This window comes from Flagellimonas ulvae (genome assembly GCF_049333175.1).
Lineage (GTDB): Bacteria > Bacteroidota > Bacteroidia > Flavobacteriales > Flavobacteriaceae > Flagellimonas.
In genome coordinates, this window is the sequence record NZ_CP186325.1 from 606,520 (window position 1) to 625,853 (window position 19,334).

The 19,334-nt window shown below is 37.7% G+C and carries 20 protein-coding genes; 11 read left to right on the forward strand and 9 right to left on the reverse strand.

Features of this window, described 5'->3' with window-relative positions:
* On the forward strand, positions 1 to 1,464 hold the full coding sequence (locus ACOKFD_RS02780) for a magnesium chelatase (RefSeq protein WP_422859855.1): 1,464 nt from the start codon (positions 1 to 3) through the stop codon (positions 1,462 to 1,464).
* Here the strand turns inward: ACOKFD_RS02780 and ACOKFD_RS02785 are convergent, their stop codons facing one another.
* Complete coding sequence (locus ACOKFD_RS02785) at positions 1,465 to 1,947, reverse strand: hypothetical protein (protein ID WP_422859856.1); 483 nt, start codon at positions 1,945 to 1,947, stop codon at positions 1,465 to 1,467.
* 108 nt (positions 1,948 to 2,055) lie between these two features.
* The gene (locus tag ACOKFD_RS02790; protein ID WP_422859857.1) at positions 2,056 to 3,288 is read right to left on the reverse strand and encodes a DUF418 domain-containing protein; all 1,233 of its coding nucleotides are present in this window, start codon (positions 3,286 to 3,288) and stop codon (positions 2,056 to 2,058) included.
* 109 nt (positions 3,289 to 3,397) lie between these two features.
* On the opposite strand from ACOKFD_RS02790, the gene ACOKFD_RS02795 reads away from it, so the two are divergent.
* Together ACOKFD_RS02795 and ACOKFD_RS02800 are read left to right on the forward strand one after the other, a co-directional pair.
* Positions 3,398 to 4,267, forward strand: coding sequence for an alpha/beta fold hydrolase (locus tag ACOKFD_RS02795; RefSeq protein ID WP_298998733.1), 870 nt, complete (start codon positions 3,398 to 3,400; stop codon positions 4,265 to 4,267).
* Positions 4,260 to 5,060, forward strand: a complete 801-nt coding sequence (locus tag ACOKFD_RS02800; protein WP_422859858.1) for an alpha/beta hydrolase — start codon at positions 4,260 to 4,262, stop codon at positions 5,058 to 5,060. The genes ACOKFD_RS02795 and ACOKFD_RS02800 overlap by 8 nt, the downstream gene beginning before the upstream one ends.
* Positions 5,061 to 5,062: 2 nt before the next feature.
* Here the strand turns inward: ACOKFD_RS02800 and cysM are convergent, their stop codons facing one another.
* Both cysM and epsC read right to left on the reverse strand, forming a co-directional pair.
* Positions 5,063 to 5,947 (reverse strand): cysteine synthase CysM, encoded by an 885-nt coding sequence (gene cysM / locus ACOKFD_RS02805; protein ID WP_422859859.1) that lies wholly within the window; start codon positions 5,945 to 5,947, stop codon positions 5,063 to 5,065.
* The gene (gene epsC, locus ACOKFD_RS02810) at positions 5,937 to 6,728 is read right to left on the reverse strand and encodes a serine O-acetyltransferase EpsC (RefSeq protein WP_422859860.1); all 792 of its coding nucleotides are present in this window, start codon (positions 6,726 to 6,728) and stop codon (positions 5,937 to 5,939) included. Before epsC ends, cysM begins: the two co-directional genes overlap by 11 nt.
* Before the next feature lie 92 nt (positions 6,729 to 6,820).
* Between epsC and ACOKFD_RS02815 the strand changes: the two genes are divergently transcribed.
* Entirely contained in the window at positions 6,821 to 7,501 is a 681-nt protein-coding gene (locus tag ACOKFD_RS02815; RefSeq protein ID WP_422859861.1) for a DUF2461 domain-containing protein, read from the forward strand.
* Here the strand turns inward: ACOKFD_RS02815 and ACOKFD_RS02820 are convergent.
* A complete protein-coding gene (locus ACOKFD_RS02820) occupies positions 7,490 to 7,900 on the reverse strand; it encodes a glyoxalase (protein WP_422859862.1) in 411 nt (136 codons plus the stop codon). The two genes, ACOKFD_RS02815 and ACOKFD_RS02820, sit on opposite strands and share 12 nt — an antisense overlap.
* Before the next feature lie 97 nt (positions 7,901 to 7,997).
* Complete coding sequence (locus ACOKFD_RS02825) at positions 7,998 to 8,897, reverse strand: hypothetical protein (protein WP_422859863.1); 900 nt, start codon at positions 8,895 to 8,897, stop codon at positions 7,998 to 8,000.
* A gap of 183 nt (positions 8,898 to 9,080) precedes the next feature.
* Between ACOKFD_RS02825 and ACOKFD_RS02830 the strand changes: the two genes are divergently transcribed.
* Entirely contained in the window at positions 9,081 to 9,980 is a 900-nt protein-coding gene (locus tag ACOKFD_RS02830) for a DUF72 domain-containing protein (RefSeq protein WP_422859864.1), read from the forward strand.
* Here ACOKFD_RS02830 and ACOKFD_RS02835 read toward each other — a convergent pair.
* Positions 9,977 to 10,828, reverse strand: a complete 852-nt coding sequence (locus ACOKFD_RS02835; RefSeq protein ID WP_422859865.1) for a phosphatidylserine decarboxylase — start codon at positions 10,826 to 10,828, stop codon at positions 9,977 to 9,979. The two genes, ACOKFD_RS02830 and ACOKFD_RS02835, sit on opposite strands and share 4 nt — an antisense overlap.
* Before the next feature lie 187 nt (positions 10,829 to 11,015).
* Here ACOKFD_RS02835 and ACOKFD_RS02840 point away from each other — a divergent pair, with 187 nt between their 5' ends.
* From ACOKFD_RS02840 to ACOKFD_RS02850, 3 genes are all read left to right on the forward strand, one after another.
* Entirely contained in the window at positions 11,016 to 11,426 is a 411-nt protein-coding gene (locus tag ACOKFD_RS02840) for an acyl-CoA thioesterase (RefSeq protein WP_422859866.1), read from the forward strand.
* A 195-nt stretch (positions 11,427 to 11,621) separates the two neighbouring features.
* A complete protein-coding gene (locus tag ACOKFD_RS02845) occupies positions 11,622 to 12,359 on the forward strand; it encodes a hypothetical protein (protein WP_422859867.1) in 738 nt (245 codons plus the stop codon).
* Positions 12,359 to 12,715: a hypothetical protein gene (locus ACOKFD_RS02850; protein WP_422859868.1), complete on the forward strand. Its 357-nt coding sequence runs from the start codon at positions 12,359 to 12,361 to the stop codon at positions 12,713 to 12,715. Before ACOKFD_RS02845 ends, ACOKFD_RS02850 begins: the two co-directional genes overlap by 1 nt.
* A 403-nt stretch (positions 12,716 to 13,118) precedes the next feature.
* On the opposite strand, the gene ACOKFD_RS02855 is transcribed toward ACOKFD_RS02850, so the two are convergent.
* Positions 13,119 to 13,982 (reverse strand): sigma-70 family RNA polymerase sigma factor, encoded by an 864-nt coding sequence (locus tag ACOKFD_RS02855; protein ID WP_422859869.1) that lies wholly within the window; start codon positions 13,980 to 13,982, stop codon positions 13,119 to 13,121.
* A gap of 234 nt (positions 13,983 to 14,216) precedes the next feature.
* Here ACOKFD_RS02855 and ACOKFD_RS02860 point away from each other — a divergent pair, with 234 nt between their 5' ends.
* The 3 genes from ACOKFD_RS02860 to ACOKFD_RS02870 all read left to right on the forward strand — a co-directional run bounded on the left by ACOKFD_RS02860 (position 14,217) and on the right by ACOKFD_RS02870 (position 17,981).
* Positions 14,217 to 15,728, forward strand: coding sequence for a DEAD/DEAH box helicase (locus ACOKFD_RS02860; RefSeq protein ID WP_422859870.1), 1,512 nt, complete (start codon positions 14,217 to 14,219; stop codon positions 15,726 to 15,728).
* 4 nt (positions 15,729 to 15,732) lie between these two features.
* On the forward strand, positions 15,733 to 16,971 hold the full coding sequence (locus tag ACOKFD_RS02865) for a glycosyltransferase (protein WP_422859871.1): 1,239 nt from the start codon (positions 15,733 to 15,735) through the stop codon (positions 16,969 to 16,971).
* 167 nt (positions 16,972 to 17,138) lie between these two features.
* A complete protein-coding gene (locus ACOKFD_RS02870) occupies positions 17,139 to 17,981 on the forward strand; it encodes a 1,4-dihydroxy-2-naphthoyl-CoA synthase (protein WP_298998758.1) in 843 nt (280 codons plus the stop codon).
* A 54-nt stretch (positions 17,982 to 18,035) separates the two neighbouring features.
* Here ACOKFD_RS02870 and ACOKFD_RS02875 read toward each other — a convergent pair whose 3' ends face one another.
* Positions 18,036 to 19,133 carry an alpha/beta fold hydrolase gene (locus ACOKFD_RS02875; RefSeq protein WP_422859872.1) on the reverse strand — a complete coding sequence of 366 codons (1,098 nt, stop codon included), beginning with the start codon at positions 19,131 to 19,133 and terminating at the stop codon, positions 18,036 to 18,038.
* Positions 19,134 to 19,334 lie beyond the last annotated feature (201 nt).

Sequence of the window (19,334 nt, forward strand, 5' to 3'; positions counted from 1 at the left end):
ATGGAACATAAGAAGATTACGACCCTAGGACAATTAAAAAAAGTAGGGTACGAAAGCAAAAGCATTAAAGATGAACTACGAGATAATTTACTGGAAAAGATAGCCAATGGCGAAGAGACCTTTCAGGGTATATGGGGATATGAAAACTCGGTGATACCGGAACTGGAGCGTGCTATTTTATCTAGGCATAACATCAATCTTTTGGGGCTTCGCGGTCAGGCGAAGACACGACTGGCCCGTTTGATGGTTCAGCTCTTGGACGAGTGGATTCCTGTTGTTTCGGGTTCTGAGATTCACGATGACCCACTAAAACCCATGTCTCGCTATGCAAAACAGTTGATAGGCGAAAAAGGGGATGAAACCCCAATTGAGTGGCTACATCGGGATGAGCGATTCTATGAAAAGCTGGCAACACCAGATGTAACAGTAGCTGATTTAATTGGGGATGTAGACCCCATTAAGGCCGCTAATCTAAAGTTATCTTATGCGGATGACAGGGTTATTCATTTTGGCATGATTCCTAGAGCCAATCGATGTATTTTTGTGATTAACGAATTGCCCGACCTTCAAGCAAGAATTCAAGTAGCTCTATTCAACATCCTTCAAGAGGGCGATATACAGATTAGAGGATTTAAATTGAGGCTACCTTTGGATTTGCAATTTGTGTTCACGGCTAATCCTGAAGACTATACCAATCGAGGAAGTATTGTAACCCCTTTAAAAGATCGTATTGGTTCTCAAATATTGACACACTATCCTGAAACCGTTGAAATAGCCAAGAAAATCACCAAGCAAGAAGCCGAATTGGATTCTCGACAAGAAGACTCCATTTATGTTCCTGACATGGCTATGGATTTGTTGGAACAAATCAGTTTTGAAGCTAGAAAGAGTGAGTATGTTGATGCAAAAAGTGGCGTAAGTGCCAGAATGAGCATAACCGCTTTTGAAAACTTGTTGAGTACAGCAGAAAGACGCAGTGTAAAGTCTGGAAATAAGAAAACTTCGGTTCGATTAAGTGATTTTATGGGGGTTGTGCCCTCCATTACAGGCAAAATTGAGTTGGTCTACGAAGGTGAGCAAGAAGGAGCAGGTTCAGTAGCGGAAATATTGATTGAAGATGCCATAAAAACCCTCTTTTCAGAATTCTTTCCAAAGATTGATAAATTAGAGCGTAAAGATGCAGAAGGTCCTTATGACGATTTGATATCCTGGTTTTTTGAGGGTGAAGGATTTGAGCTTTTAGATGAGGATTCAGATGAAGAATATCAAAATAAACTTGATTCTGTTGGTCCATTGCAGGAATTAATGCGGCAATATCAACCTTCAATTTCAAAAGAAGACTCTTATTTTCTTAAAGAGTTTTTACTGTGGGGATTGGTTGCTTACAAAAAATTGAGCAAACAGCGGTTTTTGGAAGGATATCAGTTCAAGGATTTGTATGGCAGCTATATTCGTGGTCTTTGATTACTGCCACATATTTAAATTGTCATTGAAGTTTTCAAAATTGTAAACACCTATGTACCTCCTTCTAATCCAAAAGGAGAAGAGGGTAAGTACAAAAAGTAGACAATATAGTACCAAAATTAGGGTAGTCATTGGACCAAAAGTACTCGGTATAAAATGTTCCTGAAGCCCAGCCACTGAATTGATTATTGTGATACTTTCAAATATTTTGTAACCATAAACGACCATAACTGCATATAAAGCATATTCTAAATTTCGCATTTTGGGGTCTGGAAGCTCATGTTCGCTAATTTTAAACCAAATAACGTAGATGTACAAAAAGTGTATTATGCTTAAGAGCGGAAAGATATAGTTGTCCAGTTTGGTTATATAGAAAGTATTGGTATATACCCCGTAAAAGCTTAAAACTACAAGCGTTAATAGAACAATCATCAAAAGAATGTTTGTCCGTTTCCAACTAAGTACATTCAGAATCAAGTCCATTTTTTGTAGGATTTGGTGTAAGCAAAATTGCTCATAAAATGGGAGTTATCCAGATAATGACTCCACCATTTCGATAAATCGGAAAGAATTATAGATGAACTGTGGCCGCTAATTGTTGTTGCTACGTTTCATCGGGAAAACCTTCAAAAAAGTTGCGCTACGCCATAACCATTCAAGTGGGCCATACCTAAATTTCGTTAACCACCATGAACTTATTGCCATTTGTACAACTATCACAATAATGGCAATCGAAAAAGTGTAGATATTTCTAAGTTCTCCCAAATATCCCATTCCCCAGCCGAATAGTAAAAATGTACCTATTATGCTTTGGAAAAAGTAATTCGTTAGTGCCATTCTTCCATAAGGGGCAAATTTTGAGAGCCATTTCTGGCTACTGGTTTTTTTATAGAGAATTACAAAAACACTTAATAGGATAAAGGTCATCGCCACATTGTTCAAATCAAATGCAGTTAAGCCAAACATGGCAATCCATTTATCAAAGGTTACGTTTTCTCCCATACTCCCAAAAGTAAGTGCCATAAGACCTCCGGAAAGCAAAAAGAGAACCAAAGACCAAATCCAAGTACGTTTGACCAATCTTTTCATATCCTTGTATTTCTCAAAAAAGCCCATACGTCCAACAAATAACCCCAAAAAGAAAAAACCTAAGGTAATATAGCCCCTACCAAATACGCCCAATTGAAAATTAGCCTTATTAAGATGTCCTTGATACCCATTATAAGTGAAGACATCCAAAAGAGTGCCTTCCTTTAGGATAGAGAAATAATCTTTAACATCTTGACTATCGGGGGTGAAATCCATGCCTGGAAAAACATTACCTCCTTGCGTAAAATAGAAAACAATATATCTGCCAAAACCTAAAAATAAAAGAGCAGTAAGGCCAAGCACCCATTTATTGTTGATTTTATAGAAGGGAATTAGAACAATCCCTAAGATTGCATAAATCGTTAGGATGTCGCCTCCATAAAACAAACTATGTGCATACCCAATAATGAGCAGCAGAATAAGCCTCCATAAAAAACGACCACCAAAGTATTCCCCTCGTTTATTGGCGTTATCCATTTGGATAAAAAAGCTCAGGCCGAATAAAAAAGAAAATAGCGCGAAGAACTTACCTCTTAGCAAAAAACCGATAAACCCATCAACAATATCATCCCCTATACCTTGGTGAACGGCTTCGTTAAAAGTAGAAGGGGAAGGAGCGCCAATATAGTTTTCCACCATATGGACAATGACTATACCTGCAAGGGAAAAACCTCTTAAGGCATCAATAATTTCAATTCGATTTTGGGGCACAATACCCTGAGTAGATGATTCCATGTTGTTTTTTGATTGATTGAATGATATTTGAAAAATAAGAATTATAAGTTAAAAACACTGAAAAAGAGATATTTATAATTTTTTGTAATTTGGAAAAAACTCTTGCTTTATGCAGACTTGGGTATATGTTGTTTTGGTGATACTTTCTGTGTATATCCTAATAAGTGTCCTTCTTTTTGTTTTTCAAGACCTCTTTTTGTTTAAACCGGAAAAGTTAGATAAGGATTTTCAGTTCTATTATGAAAATCAGATAACAGAAGAATATAACGTTGAAACAAGAGATGGGGCTATCATCAATGGGTTGCATTTTAAGGCCAAAGACCCAAAAGGGGTTGTTTTTTACTTAAAGGGAAATTCAAAGAGCATAAAAGGTTGGGGCAAATTTGCCGTAGACTTTACAAGGCATGGATATGATGTAATCATGGTAGATTATCGTGGTTTCGGGAAAAGCACAGGCCGTCGTACCCAAAAAGCTGTAAAACGTGATATGCAAGTCATCTACAATAAAATCAAAAAGAAGGTGCCTGAAAAATATATTGTTTTGTATGGCAGGTCGTTAGGGTCCGGATTTGCCACAAAATTGGCATCTATGAATGAACCGCGTATGCTTATTTTGGATGCGCCTTACTATAGTCTAAGTAAAGTAGCTAAAAAGTATATTCCCTTTATGCCCTTGTCTTTATTGATAAAATTCCCAATGCCCACTTATAAATGGCTTAAATATGTGAAGTGCCCCATTCATATTCTCCATGGTACTGATGACAAACTGATACCTTACAAGACGAGTGTCAAGCTTTCCAAAATCAATCCAAAGCGTACTAAACTATATACTATAATAGGTGGTGGGCATAAAGATTTAAACACTTTCGAATCATACCACAGTATGTTGGGAGATATAATTAACTCGCGCCCAAAAAAGGTTGACCTAGAAGGTTCAAGCATTAATGTAAAACATACTTCAAAACCGATTAATGCGTAAGTTAGGTCGAGTTGCTATTCTTATCTTTGTTCTGTTTTTAACCCTTACTTTGATGCTTACCCTACTTCAAGAAAAGTTTATTTTTCTACCTACCCAGTTACCGGAAAACTACACATACTCTTTTGAACGTGATTTTGAGGAATTCTTTCTAACCGGGCAAGATGAGGCGAAACTTAATGCCCTACATTTCAAATCAGAAGACCCTAAAGGAGTTATTCTATATTTCCATGGAAATGCTGGAGATTTATCCCGATGGGGACAAATTGCAAATCGATTTCTCCGTTACGATTATGATGTTATCGTTATGGACTATAGAGGGTACGGAAAGAGTACAGGAAAAAGAAGTGAATCCAATCTTTTTGAAGATGCACAGCTCTTTTATGATTACACCCATGAGTTATATGCAAAAGACGAAATTATTATATATGGAAGGTCTTTAGGATGTAGTATAGCTACACATGTGGCATCAAACAATAGAATCAAAAAACTCATTTTGGAAACCCCATTTTACAATTTGACCGATGTAGCTCAGGACCGATTTCCTTTTTTGCCCATGAAGCCCATTTTGAAGTATAAATTAGCTTCAAACCAATTCATTCAACAGGTAAAAGCACCTATACGCATTTTTCACGGTACCGAAGATAGAGTAGTAGCTTATGATTCTGGTAAGCGTTTGTTTGAAGTAATTCCAATTGAGGACAAAAAAATGTATACCATTGAAAAGGGTGAGCATAATAACCTTAGTGATTTCAAACAATACTGGGAGAATATTGAAGCGGAGCTGGCCAACTAAGCTTAATCATATAGATTGGAAGAAAGGTATCGGTCCCCTCGGTCACAAACTATTGATACAATGGTACCACTCTCTAGAGTTTCGGCCAATCGTAAGGCAACGGTTGCTGCCCCTCCACTGCTCATTCCAGAAAAAATACCTTCTTCCTTGGCCAACCTTTTTGCCATTACAACGGCTTCGTCTTGACTCACTTCCATTACTTGGTCTACCTTAGTGGGATTAAAAATCTTGGGAAGATATGCCTCAGGCCATTTTCGGATACCCGGTATTCTGGAATTATCTGTCGGTTGAACGCCGATTATGTTCACCGCATTGTTTTGCTCTTTTAAATAAGTAGAGGTGCCCATTATGGTCCCAGTCGTACCCATACTTGATACGAAGTGGGTTACTTCACCTTTGGTGTCTTTCCAGATTTCAGGACCTGTGGTTTTGTAATGGGCCTTCCAATTGTCATCATTTGCGAATTGGTTGAGCATTTTAAAGCCTTCATTGTGAACTTTTGACTCTGCATAGTCTCTAGCACCTTCAATCCCAACATCTGCAGAAGTGAGTGTCACTTTAGCACCATAGGCGCGCATGGTCTGAACGCGTTCTTTTGTGGAGTTTTCGGGCATTACTAATTCTATATCCAAGCCATAAACGCCGGCTATCATGGCTAAGGCAATTCCTGTATTACCGCTGGTAGCCTCAATTAGTTTTGTGGTTTTGGTAATTTCACCCCGCTCCAAACCACTTTTAATCATATTATAGGCAGGTCTGTCCTTAACACTTCCACCCGGATTATGGCCCTCAAGTTTAAACAAGAGTTTCACATTTTTGTTGGTATTCAAGACCCGGGATTCCACCAAAGGAGTATTACCGATAAGGTCCAAAATGTTACTCGACATCAGCGGTTTTAATTTTTATTTCAGGAGTATGAAAAACTGTGGAATTAGGAGGAACTGAAGAAGTTAACCAAGCGTTACCACCAATAACTGAATTTTCACCGATTACCGTTTCCCCACCAAGAATGGTAGCATTGGCATAAATGGTAACATTGGACATAATGGTAGGATGTCTTTTTATTTTTTGAAGCTTTTTATCCACATAAAGTGCTCCCAACGTAACCCCTTGATAGACTTTTACGTTATCGTGAATTACAGCCGTTTCTCCTATAACCACTCCTGTGGCATGATCTATAAAGAATGATTTGCCTATTTGGGCGCCAGGGTTGATATCGACTCCAGTTTGTCTATGAGCATATTCTGTCATCAATCTAGGAACTAAAGGAAATCCTTCTTTGTACAATTCATGCGCCAATCTGTAAATAGCTATTGCATAAAACCCAGGATAGGCCATATAAATCTCTTGTATGGAAAGAGAGGCGGGATCACAGTTCAAAATGGCTTCTGCGTCCAAATTTAGTTTTTCAAGAATAGAAGGGAGTTTGGAAACATATTTGCTCCAAAGCTTAGCACAAGGTTTATTGGCATCCCAGCATGCTAAATCAACAAGTCTTGTAAATTGTTTTTCAAGAAGGTCTAAATTCTCCTCAACGGGAGTGTTGACATCAAAGAGGGTATAGAAAAGAGTGTTTGTGAATTCTTCCGTTTCCCTTTTTAATCTATAGTCCAGGTAGGGTTGTTTCTTATGTCCCTTTAGTTCTTGAATGATTTTTTCCTTGTCCATGATTGATTAGTAAAGCTTAAAAATATATAAAACATATCCATACCGCTTTGAATTCTCTAACTTTAGCGTAATTATAACATCTTGATTGTCGCATGAATACTCAAAGCATTTCAAAAGAGACCCTCGATTTTTTAAAAGATTTAGAAAAAAACAACAATAGGGAGTGGTTCGAAGCCCATAAACCAACCTTCAAAATGCATGAATCTACAGTAAAACAGTTTTATGCCAATGTTCAGGAGAACCTCAATGTTCATGATGAAATTGAAAAAATGAAGATGTTCCGCATATATCGGGATGTACGTTTTTCAAAAGATAAAACTCCGTATAAATCTCATTTTGCAGGGTCCTTCTCTAGACTTGGCGCTCATTTAAGAGGTGGTTACTACCTTAGAATAAAACCAGGGGAAACCTTTGCTGCAGTTGGATTTTGGGACCCAAATAAAGAAGATTTGTTTCGTATCCGAAAGGAGTTTGAGATGGACGCTTCAGATTTTAGAAAAGCAATTGGGAAAGAAAGCCTAAAATCGGTTTGGGGAGAAATTCAGGGAGATGGAGTGAAAACCGCGCCAAAAGGATTTGATAAAGAACACCCTAATATAGACCTTATTAAAAGAAAGCAGTTCATTTTTGTGCGGAACTTTTCCGATAAAGAAGTACTAAGTGAAACATTTATGGAAGAGGTGAACAAATCTTTCAAAGCCATACGCCCCTTTTTTGATATCATGAGTGATATCTTGACCACTAACCTAAATGGGGAATCGCTACTGGACTAAGACAGTTTCTTGGAGCAATTGCAATTGGTCCTTTAACCGCTCTATGACCATATTCATCATTCTTTTGTTAAGAGCAGAAGAATTTCTGATATACATAGTGTATTCTTCAACGGTAAATTGACCAATAATCATTCCTTTAAGGGAATTCCGAAACTTGATATCCTTTTGAATGGACTTTTCAATATGATTGAGCTTTTTTTCATTGGACAGTTCATAAAATACCCCTTTGTGCTTTCTCACATAGTTTTTAAAAACCTCTACGAGCAAAGCGTTTTGCATCTTGATAATAGGTCGGAGCGTTTTATTCTGGAAATGCTCTTCCATGCTCATATTATCGTGTATGCGTGCGTTGGGAATTTCAGGACGTATGTCCAACAACTTACCGGATCGTGAATCCATGGTGTTTCGTTTTATTAAAATTACAGAAACATCAATTCTACAAATTTAGCAAGAGCAATACTTTTTAACTATGTTATGAACAGAATTAAGGTACAGTCTATTTTTGATTTAAGACTTGAATATCATTCTGCAGCTGGATGTTTTGCTTTTTTAATAATTCAATTTCTTTTTGTTGTTGAATGGTATAAAGCATTAGTTCTTCAATTTTTTGGAGCAGTTTGGAGTTCATTTCTCCAAGTTTGATTCCGTTTTCCTTCACTTCTTTAGCACTTGGGATATCCTGCAAATGCCCTTTTTCTTCTATATGGGCTTCAACTTCCTGTAAAGATGGGAGGTGATATTTTTTTTCAAATACATAATCTGGCCAACCTATCAAATCTACTTTGACCTCTCTCGTATGAATGTTACCATTGACAGCAAGTTTAGCATCGGGCGAATCTGTCGCAATGCCCACGTTTCCATTCCAAAGTATATTTACCGCTTTTTCTATGGAAGAGGTGTTAAAACTAATACCTTGTCTTGTGGAAAATTCGCCAGGCAAACCTTTTATTGAAGATGGCAATTTATCAGCATATCTTTGAAAAATAATACCTCTATCGTTAGCTGAGAGTATTTTGATGTTTCCATCAACATCCAACTTTTCCGATGGGGAAGTAGTGCCTAGACCAATATTTCCGCCATTCGTGATAGACATTCTTTCAGCAAAAGAGTTACCATCATTGGTGAAAAAACCAATTCTTTTTGGATTTTGATGACCGCTCCAACCAATTGAAGCATATCTGGTTGATGATTCATACCATTCTAAATAAGAATATGAGTCGGTATCCATTTCAAATCTCACGTACGGTAATGTTGATTTTAAATGCAAAAGATGTACAGGTGCACTCGTCCCAATCCCTACTTTATTCGCAGTTGTAATAGTATTTCCATTAGGGACCCACTGGGCACTCAAAACATAGTGAAATAGAACTGAGATAACAAGAATTAATTTTTTCATTTTTGTCCAATTAGTATGATTTTAATGTAAGAATTATATTTTAAAAAAGAAATTGGAATCTTCATATATTAAGCATTTAAAGCTATAATGACCTATCTAGTTAATTTGAAACGCAAAAAGAAACCCTACTCCATCTACCGTTTTTATATCTTTAATTCGAATTAATAATGTAAAACTTGTTTCATGAAATTTGGAAAGGTAGAACAACCTGAACTCATCGATTTTACAATACCTGCGGATCACCCGGACACGGCAGGTGTATTGGCAAAAAACACGGACAAAGGTCCTTCAAATATTTTTGTAGGTTGTGCCAAATGGAACAGACAGGATTTAAAAAACTTCTATCCCAGAGGTACAAAAGATGAATTGGTTTACTATTCTTCACAATTTAATTGCATTGAGTTGAACGCTACCTTTTACCGCATATTCCCAGCAGAACAGTATGAAAAATGGTATGATAAAACCCCAGATGATTTTAAGTTTTTTCCAAAGATGACCAACGAAGTCAGCCATTTACGAAGATTAAACGACAAGGTTTATGACGTTGTTGACCGTTATTTGGAAGTAACCTCATTGTTGAAAGAAAAGCTAGGCACCATTTTTTTACAAATGCATAATAATTTCAACCCTAAAAACTGGGATAGGGTAGTGCGCTTTGTGGAATATTGGCCCAAAGAATTTCCGTTGGCTATGGAGTTTAGGCATACAGATTGGTTCAATGATGAAAAAGTAGCACAGGAACTATATCATCTCTTGGAAGAAAATGGAATTGCCAATGTTTTGGTGGATACTGCAGGTAGAAGAGATCTTATGCATATGCGATTGACAAACAATGAAGCTTTTATCCGTTACGTGGGAGCCAATCATGAATCGGACTACCCTAGATTGGATGACTGGGTAAAAAGATTGAAAGCATGGGAGCAGCAAGGGTTGAAAAACATACACTTTTTTGTACACCAAAACTTGGAGTTGGAATCTCCCTTGCTTTCAGCCTATTTTGTTAAGAATTTGAACGAAGCTTTTGGCTCGGAATTAAAAATTCCGTCAACCTTAGTGCAACCTAATCCACCAAGTCTATTTTAATAGGGAATACCCACTTCCACAAAGGTGTTTTTAGCATGGAACCTTGGCGAAACAGGTGCAGCCATACAACAAGTGGATCCCAAATAAAACAATGAAAGCTCTTGGAGTTGTTTCACCTCATTTCCAATTTTGGTATTTGAAGATAGTTCTATGGTTCCTACAGCAGGCCCTCCCACAATGGATAAATACCACGTGCGACCTCCTTCATCTTCAATATCAATGTTGTACCGTTCATTTCTGAATGCGGGGATGGACGGATTCTGTTTATAAATCCAAGGACGTAAAACAATCAAATCTCCTGGAATATGTTGAATTCGAGTGATGGTTCCTGTTATAGGTGAATGAATTCTATGGTAGTTTTTGTTATGTAAAAACACATTGGTGAACGTATAATTTTTGGGAATTTCGTTGTGCTTCAACCCAAAAACAGTTGTCACTGAGCGGATATCGGTTTTCACTTGAACATAATCCAGATTTTCAACTTTATTCTCGTCACACAGCAGACCTTCGCAGGGCCAGACAAAAGGGCTGTCATTCAGCGGTAGTTCCTTGAACTCCCTTATGAAGAAATCCTGAAAGGATTCAAATTCTTCCTTTCCAAAAGGTGGCTTGAATTTGTTCAGATAGTCCTTATCCGAATAATTAATCCGGATATAGGATTTGATGATTTTTTTGGAATATGGCTTGTTGTAAACAGAACTGTACCAAGATGAAAGATAACGTTGAATAGGGCTTGGTAGGTTACCCCATAAATCCAAAGAAAGGTATTTATAAAATTTTGCCCTCCAATCAGGTACTTGAAAAACGGTAAAGCTTGGGTCTGAATAGTATTCGACACTGGTTTGCATGATGGCTGTTGTTTTGATGGATGCCTGAATTTATTTAGAAGATATTTTTTAAGGCTCTTAATTAAGAAAAGTTTATTTCATCCTTAACAAATTTTATCAAAACGATAATGTTTTTGTTAAAAGGGCTACAGAAAATTCAGTCATAGGCCAAACTTTTAATTTTGTCGTATATCCCAAAAACATTCTGATGAAATTTCACTCGAGAAAATGGGTCAAACCTGAAGATTTAAATGCCAATGGGACTCTGTTTGGTGGTAAAGTATTGGCTTGGATAGATGAGGAAGCAGCACTATACAGTATTGTTCAATTGGAGAACAAAAAAGTTGTGACCAAATATATGTCTGAAATAAACTTTATGAGCAATGCCCAAAAAGGGGATATCATAGAGATTGGGATAGAGGTGGTAAAGTTTGGAACAACCTCCATTACCCTTAACTGCGAAGTGCGAAATAAAATGACCCATGAGAGCATTGTTACCGTGGATAATATTATTATGGTCAACCTAGACGATATGGGGAATCCAAGACCTCATGGAAAAACCAAAGTGGAGTATGTAAAGGACCGATTGGCCAAAAAAGAAAAAGAAAGCTCAAACTAGTTTGCATGCCTTTTTAAAGAAATTATCAGCAGAACTTTAACGTTTTAGTTGCCCCTTACCTGTCACTTCAATTTACTCCTAAAATAGTATACCTACGCATATTGCATTTTGACAACAAAAAACTAACCCTTCAAAACAATTAGTTGTACAAATTGGGTTTAATCATCAATTTCCTAGTGCATATTGATAGGTTACATGGGAACAACAGAATTATTGAAATATTTGGAAAAACTTGAGATTGGACTCAGTAGCTTTTCCTATGAAGAACTTAACACTTTTGAAGCTGGTAAGCTAAAGAGGACATTTGACGAATTCAAGAATGACCTTGAGGGTAAGGTTTTCGGTAGTCATCCATCTGAAGAGTTGGAAGTAATTTATGAGGAGATAGGAATCTCAAAACCTAAAACAGATAGTAAGACCGACTACCGAGCCGTATTGAAAAGGATAAATCAGTTGCTCAAAGAGTTTGATGAATCTGAACTTAACTTAAAGCAGAATACGCTATTGCGTCAATTAAAACTGGCGGTCAAGACTTCCGATGAAAATCCCCATTGTGTTGAGAGAAGATTGGGAGCCAAAGAAAACGAACGAATCAATTTGGAGCCGCTTTGGGAAGAATGTATGTTTCAAATGGATTTGATGGAGGAATTGGCCAGACTGTACAAGCAAAACATTTTTGAATTTGTGGGCAAGACAAAAATTCATTTGCAAAGTGGAAATGTCCGTAGCATTGATTTTTCTTGCCAGAAAATAGAACCCTCTTTGCGAATGCTACGTTGCCATAGCCTATTGGAAATCACAGAACAAATGTCCATGGTGTGCAAATCCGATAATGACTTTAAGCATTTGAACTTTTTATACAACGAGTTTTTGCAAGAGTATCCGAAAGTGGAAAAGCTTTTAAATAAAAAAATCCTACTACTTCAAAAATAATGGAACCACAATTATTACCAGATTATTACCAGAGTGTTTTTTATCAGTTGTTCAACTTTACACCGGATGAAGAGTGCAAGTTGCTTTTACTTGATCAAATTCTGGAGTATGGTGATGAAAAGGAAATTCCTTTGTTGGAAGAGCTGGAGTGTATGGAAACTTTAAAAATCAGCAATAGAGCATACGAAGTAAAATGTCTTCTGCAGAGGAGATTGGAATTGGAGCAAGAAGAATTGGAACGTCTTCCTATGAGCTTATGTTTCTTGTATGAAGAATTCGATATTTATCCACCAAAGTCGGATTTTGATATGGAAGTTGATTTTGAGCTTTCTTTGGAAATTTTATCAGATGAATAACAAATGTTCACATTTTTTTCACAACGAAAACCCTTAGTTTCACCACAATTTATTGTAATACCTCAATCTTTGAGGTAGGTTTACTAAGAGTTAATGAATACCCAAACTTAAAACCACCTAAGTTATGTTATACGATACCTACGGAGAAGAATACTTGGCCTTTCTTCAGGAACTTAACGAAATACTGAGCATGAACGAGCTTGTAGAATTGGATTACCTATAGCCACAAATCAAAATACTTAGTCCCATGAAAAATCAGAACCCAGAAAACGCAGCATACTTGAATTTTATTCGAGATTTAAACCAAATGTTGACGGATTTCAACATTACACAGCTTAATTACCCCAATAGCTTTAAATAACCGAACAAAAAAGGGAGCTGGATGGCTCCCTTTTTTTATGTCTTATCCCAAATAGGATTTTAGGTTCTTATTTTTAGAGGCATGCCTCAACTTCCGAATTGCCTTTTCCCGAATTTGGCGCACCCTTTCTCTAGTCAGGTCAAAGGCATTTCCAATTTCTTCCAAAGTCATTGAAGGTTCGTCCCCAATTCCATAATACAATCTTACAATATCCGCTTCCCTTGGAGTCAAAGTATCCAGTGCTCTATTGATTTCGGTGTTTAAGGACTGGTGCATTAACCCCATGTCTGGTTTTGGTGATTCGTTTACATTAAGAACATCATACAAGCTTGAGGTTTCACCTTCTTTTAATGGAGCATCCATGGAAACATGTGGACCTATATTCTTAAGAGATTGTTTTACTTCAGACACCGTCATATCCAATTCCTTTGCTATTTCCTCAGGAGATGGAGGACGTTCATGTGCTTGTTCTAGATAAGAAAACGTCTTCTTTATTCGGTTAATGGTACCGATTTTATTCAAAGGAAGTCTCACCACGCGTGCTTGTTCCGCCAACGCTTGTAGAATGGATTGTCTAATCCACCAAACCGCATAAGAAATAAACTTGAACCCTCGGGTTTCATCAAACCTTTGAGCCGCTTTTACCAATCCCAAATTTCCTTCATTGATTAAATCCGGTAGGGTAAGACCCTGGTTTTGATATTGTTTCGCTACGGAAACTACAAACCTGAGATTGGCTTTTGTCAATTTTTCTAATGCTACTTGGTCACCCTTCTTAATCCTCTGCGCCAATTCCACTTCTTCTTGGGCGGTAATCAAATCAATTTTACTGATATCCTGTAGGTACTTGTCAAGGGATTTGGACTCTCTGTTGGTTACTTGCTTTACAATCTTCAGTTGCCTCATACGAAATAGTGGTTTCGGGTTATTTCGGTATGATATTACTTCAACCACGTTACAATTCCAAGTGCATTTTTGGATACTTATTAAAATGTTATGAAGAATTTTCGCAATCATTTAATCAGCAAAAACATTGTTAATAGTCTATTGATATTAAAGCAATGTTAAACCTGAAAACAGGTGTAAAAAACAACTAATTTTGTAAGGTTTGATGCAGATTAAAACTTAACACCCTTTTTTTTGGAAATACAAAAGGTCAAAAACACGAAAACACTTTACGATTACCAACATGAAGATTTGAAAAAAATCTTCAATCAAATACATGAGCTTCCAGCTGGAACCAACATTTTGTATCAGTTGCCCACAGGAGGAGGCAAAACCGTTGTATTCTCCGAAATCGCTAGACAATATATTCAGAAAACGGGGAAGAAAGTTATTGTTCTTACCCATAGAATTGAGCTGAGCCGACAGACTTCGAATATGTTGAATGGTTTTGGGGTTACCAATACCATCATCAACAGTGAGGTTAAGGAACTTTATGACCAAGATGATTATATGTGCTTCGTGGCCATGGTGGAAACTTTGAACAACCGTTTGCAGGAAGAAAAAGTACAAATCAATAATATTGGATTGGTGATTATTGATGAAGCGCATTATAACTCCTTTAGAAAACTGTTCAAATATTTTGAAGATGCTACCATACTTGGGGTTACGGCTACTCCCTTGAGTTCGAACATCAAGCTTCCCATGAAGGACCATTACAAACATTTGATTGTAGGAGAGTCCATTCAATCCCTAATCAAAAAACAGTTTTTGGCAAAGGCCAAGTTGCACAATTATGATGTTAGCCTTAAGACTTTAAAGATTGGAATAAACGGAGATTACACCGTGAAGTCTTCTGATGAGTTTTATAGCAACCAGAGTATGCTTGGCAAATTAGTTGCATCTTATGAAGAATTGGCCAAAGGGACCAAAACCCTGATTTTTAACAATGGTATCAGCACATCGCTATATGTCTATGAAACCTTTAAGAAAGCTGGGTACAATGTAAGGCACCTGGATAACAAGAACACGGCCACGGAAAGAGCCGAAATATTGGAATGGTTTTCTAAAACTCCGGATGCTATTTTGACATCAGTGAGTATTCTTACTACAGGTTTTGATGAACCTACAGTGGAGTCCATAATCTTAAACCGGGCTACCAGGTCTTTGACCTTATACTTCCAAATGATTGGTAGAGGATCACGGGTTCTTCCCAATAAAAGTGAGTTCAATGTTATTGACTTGGGTAATAATATTGCCCGGTTCGGCCCATGGGATTCTCCCGTGGATTGGCAGGAAATCTTTCATTTTCCAGATTTTTATCTGGAGAACATCAAAAATGATGAAGATATTGAACGTGAGTTTGTTTACGAGATGCCAGATGAATTGAAAGCCAAGTTCAGTAAATCAGAAAATATCCATTTTGATATAAAGGCCGAGTATAAAAAGGTATTTGCCGAAGGGTTGAAGTCTAAATTGGTATTGGAAAGAAGCATTGAACAACACGCGCAAATCTGTGTGGAAAACAGCGAGGACGTTTTTGATGCCCGAATCTTGGCCAAAGAACTCAAGGAAGAGATTCAGTATAGGGTAAGACAATATTCCTATTGCATTATGAACAATACCAAAAACTACAAAGAATGGTTAGAGGAAGATTATGAACGTAAATTGCGCTCCAATATCTCCAAGAAGTTTGCGGCCATGATGTAATTTGATGAGCAAGGTACTTATTATTGGGCATCATTGGCCTGAGCCACCTACTACGGCTGCGGGGCATCGAATGCTGCAACTAATAGAAGCTTTTTCACACTTTGGATGGGGAGTTACCTTTGTTTCCACAGCCTCTAAAACAGAATATTCGTTGGATTTAGAGAAATTGGGAGTTGAAACTGCTTCCATTCAGCTCAACCATTTCAGTTTTGATGATTTCATTAAGGAGCTAGACCCCAAGTATGTGATTTTCGACCGATTCATGGTCGAAGAGCAATTCGGTTGGCGTGTTGCCCAACATGTACCAAACGCTATTCGAATTTTGAACACTGAAGATTTACACTCCCTTAGAAAAACTCGTGAAGGATGTCATAAAAAAGGGGAGGAATTCACTGTGGGAACATGGAAACAATTGGATACGACCAAAAGAGAAATCGCCAGTATCTATCGAAGCGATTTGAGTTTAATGGTTTCCAGATTTGAAATGAGTATACTTCAAGAAGAACTTCAGATTCCTGAAAACTTGTTGATGCACCTTCCCTTTATGATGGAAGAAGTAACTAAAACCACCCAAGCTAATTGGCCACCTTTTGAAGAACGAAAGGATTTTGTCACCTACGGTAATGGAAAACATGCCCCAAACGTCGATTCTTTCATCTATTTAAAAAAAGACCTTTGGCCAAGAATACGACAAGAACTCCCTGATGCCAACTTAAAAATATTTGGAGCTTACTTACCACAACAGATTAAACAAATGCATGCTCCAAAGGATGGGTTTCATGTTTTGGGTTGGATAGAAAAATTAGATTTGGAAATTCAAAAGGCGCGCATCGTATTGGCGCCTTTACGTTTTGGAGCAGGAATCAAAGGAAAGATTACGGATGCTCTAAAAAATGGGACCCCTGTTGTTACTACCAAGGTGGGGGAAGAGGGGATGTCTTTAAATTTAATATCCATCCAATCTATTGAGAATAGTGACCCGACGGCATTTGTAAATGCTGCGATACAATTATATTCCAAAGGAGGATTGTGGAGTGAAGCCCAAAAACGGGGCTTGGAATCCATCACCGAACAGTTTTCGAAAGTTAAGCACCAAAATGGGCTACATAAAACCCTTGACTATTTATCTCAAAACTTGGTTCAGCATCGCAATCAAAATTTTTTAGGTGCTTTACTACAACATCAAAGTATGGCCGCTACAAAGTTTATGGGTAAATGGATTGAAGAAAAAAACAGAAACTGAAATCGGTGATAATACGTTTAGCCTTTCAGCTGTTACCACTTGAAATCAAATTATTAAAGTGGGTTTCAAGTTACCAATTTAGGATGTTCCATGTGTTTCAACAAGTTCTATTTTGCTGTTCAAGGCAAGAACATTTTCTGTTACTTTGTATTAGCAATTAAATTTTTATGAAATCACCCAATTGGCAAACTGCCATCGAATTTGAAGACATTACCTATAAAAAAAGTGAAGGTGTGGCACGAATAGCGTTTAATAGGCCCAATGTGAGGAATGCATTCCGTCCCAAAACCACAAGTGAATTATACAAAGCCTTTTACGATGCTCAGGAGGATACTTCGATTGGAGTTGTACTTCTATCTGCAGAAGGACCTTCAACCAAAGACGGGAAATGGGCGTTTTGCAGTGGGGGAGACCAAAAGGCAAGGGGGCACCAAGGCTATGTCGGGGATGATGGATACCATCGCCTTAATATTTTAGAGGTGCAACGTCTCATACGCTTTATGCCCAAGGTGGTCATAGCCGTAGTGCCTGGTTGGGCCGTGGGCGGTGGACATAGTTTGCACGTGGTTTGCGATATGACCTTGGCCAGTAAAGAACATGCCATTTTTAAACAAACAGACGCAGACGTTACCAGTTTTGATGGAGGCTATGGATCTGCGTATTTGGCAAAAATGGTAGGACAAAAGAAAGCACGTGAAATCTTCTTTTTAGGGAGAAACTATTCAGCTCAAGAAGCATATGAAATGGGAATGGTGAATGCTGTTATTCCACATGAAGAGTTGGAAGCAACCGCATACCAATGGGCACAAGAAGTTTTGGAAAAATCACCTACATCTATAAAAATGCTCAAGTTTGCCATGAACCTTACGGATGATGGCATGGTAGGTCAGCAGGTATTTGCCGGAGAGGCTACTCGCTTGGCATACATGACCGATGAGGCCAAAGAGGGCAGGGATGCATTTTTGGAAAAGCGGAAACCCAACTTCAAAAAGAATCAATGGATTCCTTAGTTTAAAAAGCACTAGGGTCTACTCAATGCAATATGTATTTCACGAAAGTATGTGCTATTCTATTGGGATTAGATAGGATGTAGCTTCTTTTTTCCATGCCACCACGTTTGATTTGTCAACAGTAGGCAGACCACTTGAGAACTCCGCTACTACCTTCATGAATTGTTCAGGCTCATCCTTGAAGATACTGTGACCGGAACCTTCAAAAAAAACATATTCCGCGTTAGGAAACTCATCTTTGAAAATAGCAGCTTTTTTACTTCCCCAGGTAAGATCATGCCTGCCTTCCATCACCAGCACAGGAATAGGACAATTTTTAAACAACCCTTTAAAGTTGTAACGTTTGGAGCTAGCACTCATGACTTTGTTGAATTTTTTATCATTGACCCATTCATAAAGGGCGCTTCGAATCATCTGTTCTTTGCTGGGTTTGTAAAAGCTTTGACGTTTCCAATCACCATTTAGGGCCATGTTATACAAAAAGGCTGAAAAGTTTAAATTCCCATTTTTCTTATTTTCAATAGCCCTTTCAGTAATGGCCTTTAATTTATCCCTTTCAACCTGAGTTATATATTTTTGCTGTAAGCTTTTGAATTTCTCACTCTTAAAACCTGGTAATGCACTTACCAATACCAAACCTGAAACTTGCTCAGGATATGATGCTGTGTAGTATTGGGCTAAAAGCCCGCCGTAGGAATATCCACAAACTATCCACTGTGAAATATCCAGCGTTTTTCTAAGACCTTCCAGGTCTTCCATAGCTTGATTAAAAGAATATCCAGTATCACCAGAAATAAAGTCAGATTGCCCAGTACCGCGTTGGTCATAATAAATAATGTGATGGCTTTCTTTCAGAGAGGAAAACCAAGGATGGAAATAGTGATGGGTACCCCCAGGGCCTCCATTAATGAGGACTATGGGTATGCCTTCGCCTTCGGTTTCCACATAAAGCTCACATCCATTAACCTTAATCTTTTGTTTTTTTAGAGGTAACTCATCACAAAGTCGCGTTAGATAGGGTATAGAATCATAGATGGTATCCGATAGAAAAACAACAGAGTCAAACACAGTTTCGCGTTTGTCAATTGTTTCCTGACAATATAGGCCCTGGGAGCCTAAGGCTATAAAAAGTAATAAAAGTTTGATTTTCATAAAGGCCGGTTTAATTTAATGATGCACTTTATGAAAATTTGTTACAGTATGGTCCAAAATCAAAAAGAGCCTTGCCACTTGGGTCAAGACTCTTTTACGAGAACACTATATGAAAATGAAAAAATTTACTTGCTTATTTTTTACATTGTAAATGTAGTGTGAGACCTCAAGTGTAGGAAAATTATGTTGTGAAGTGGCCTT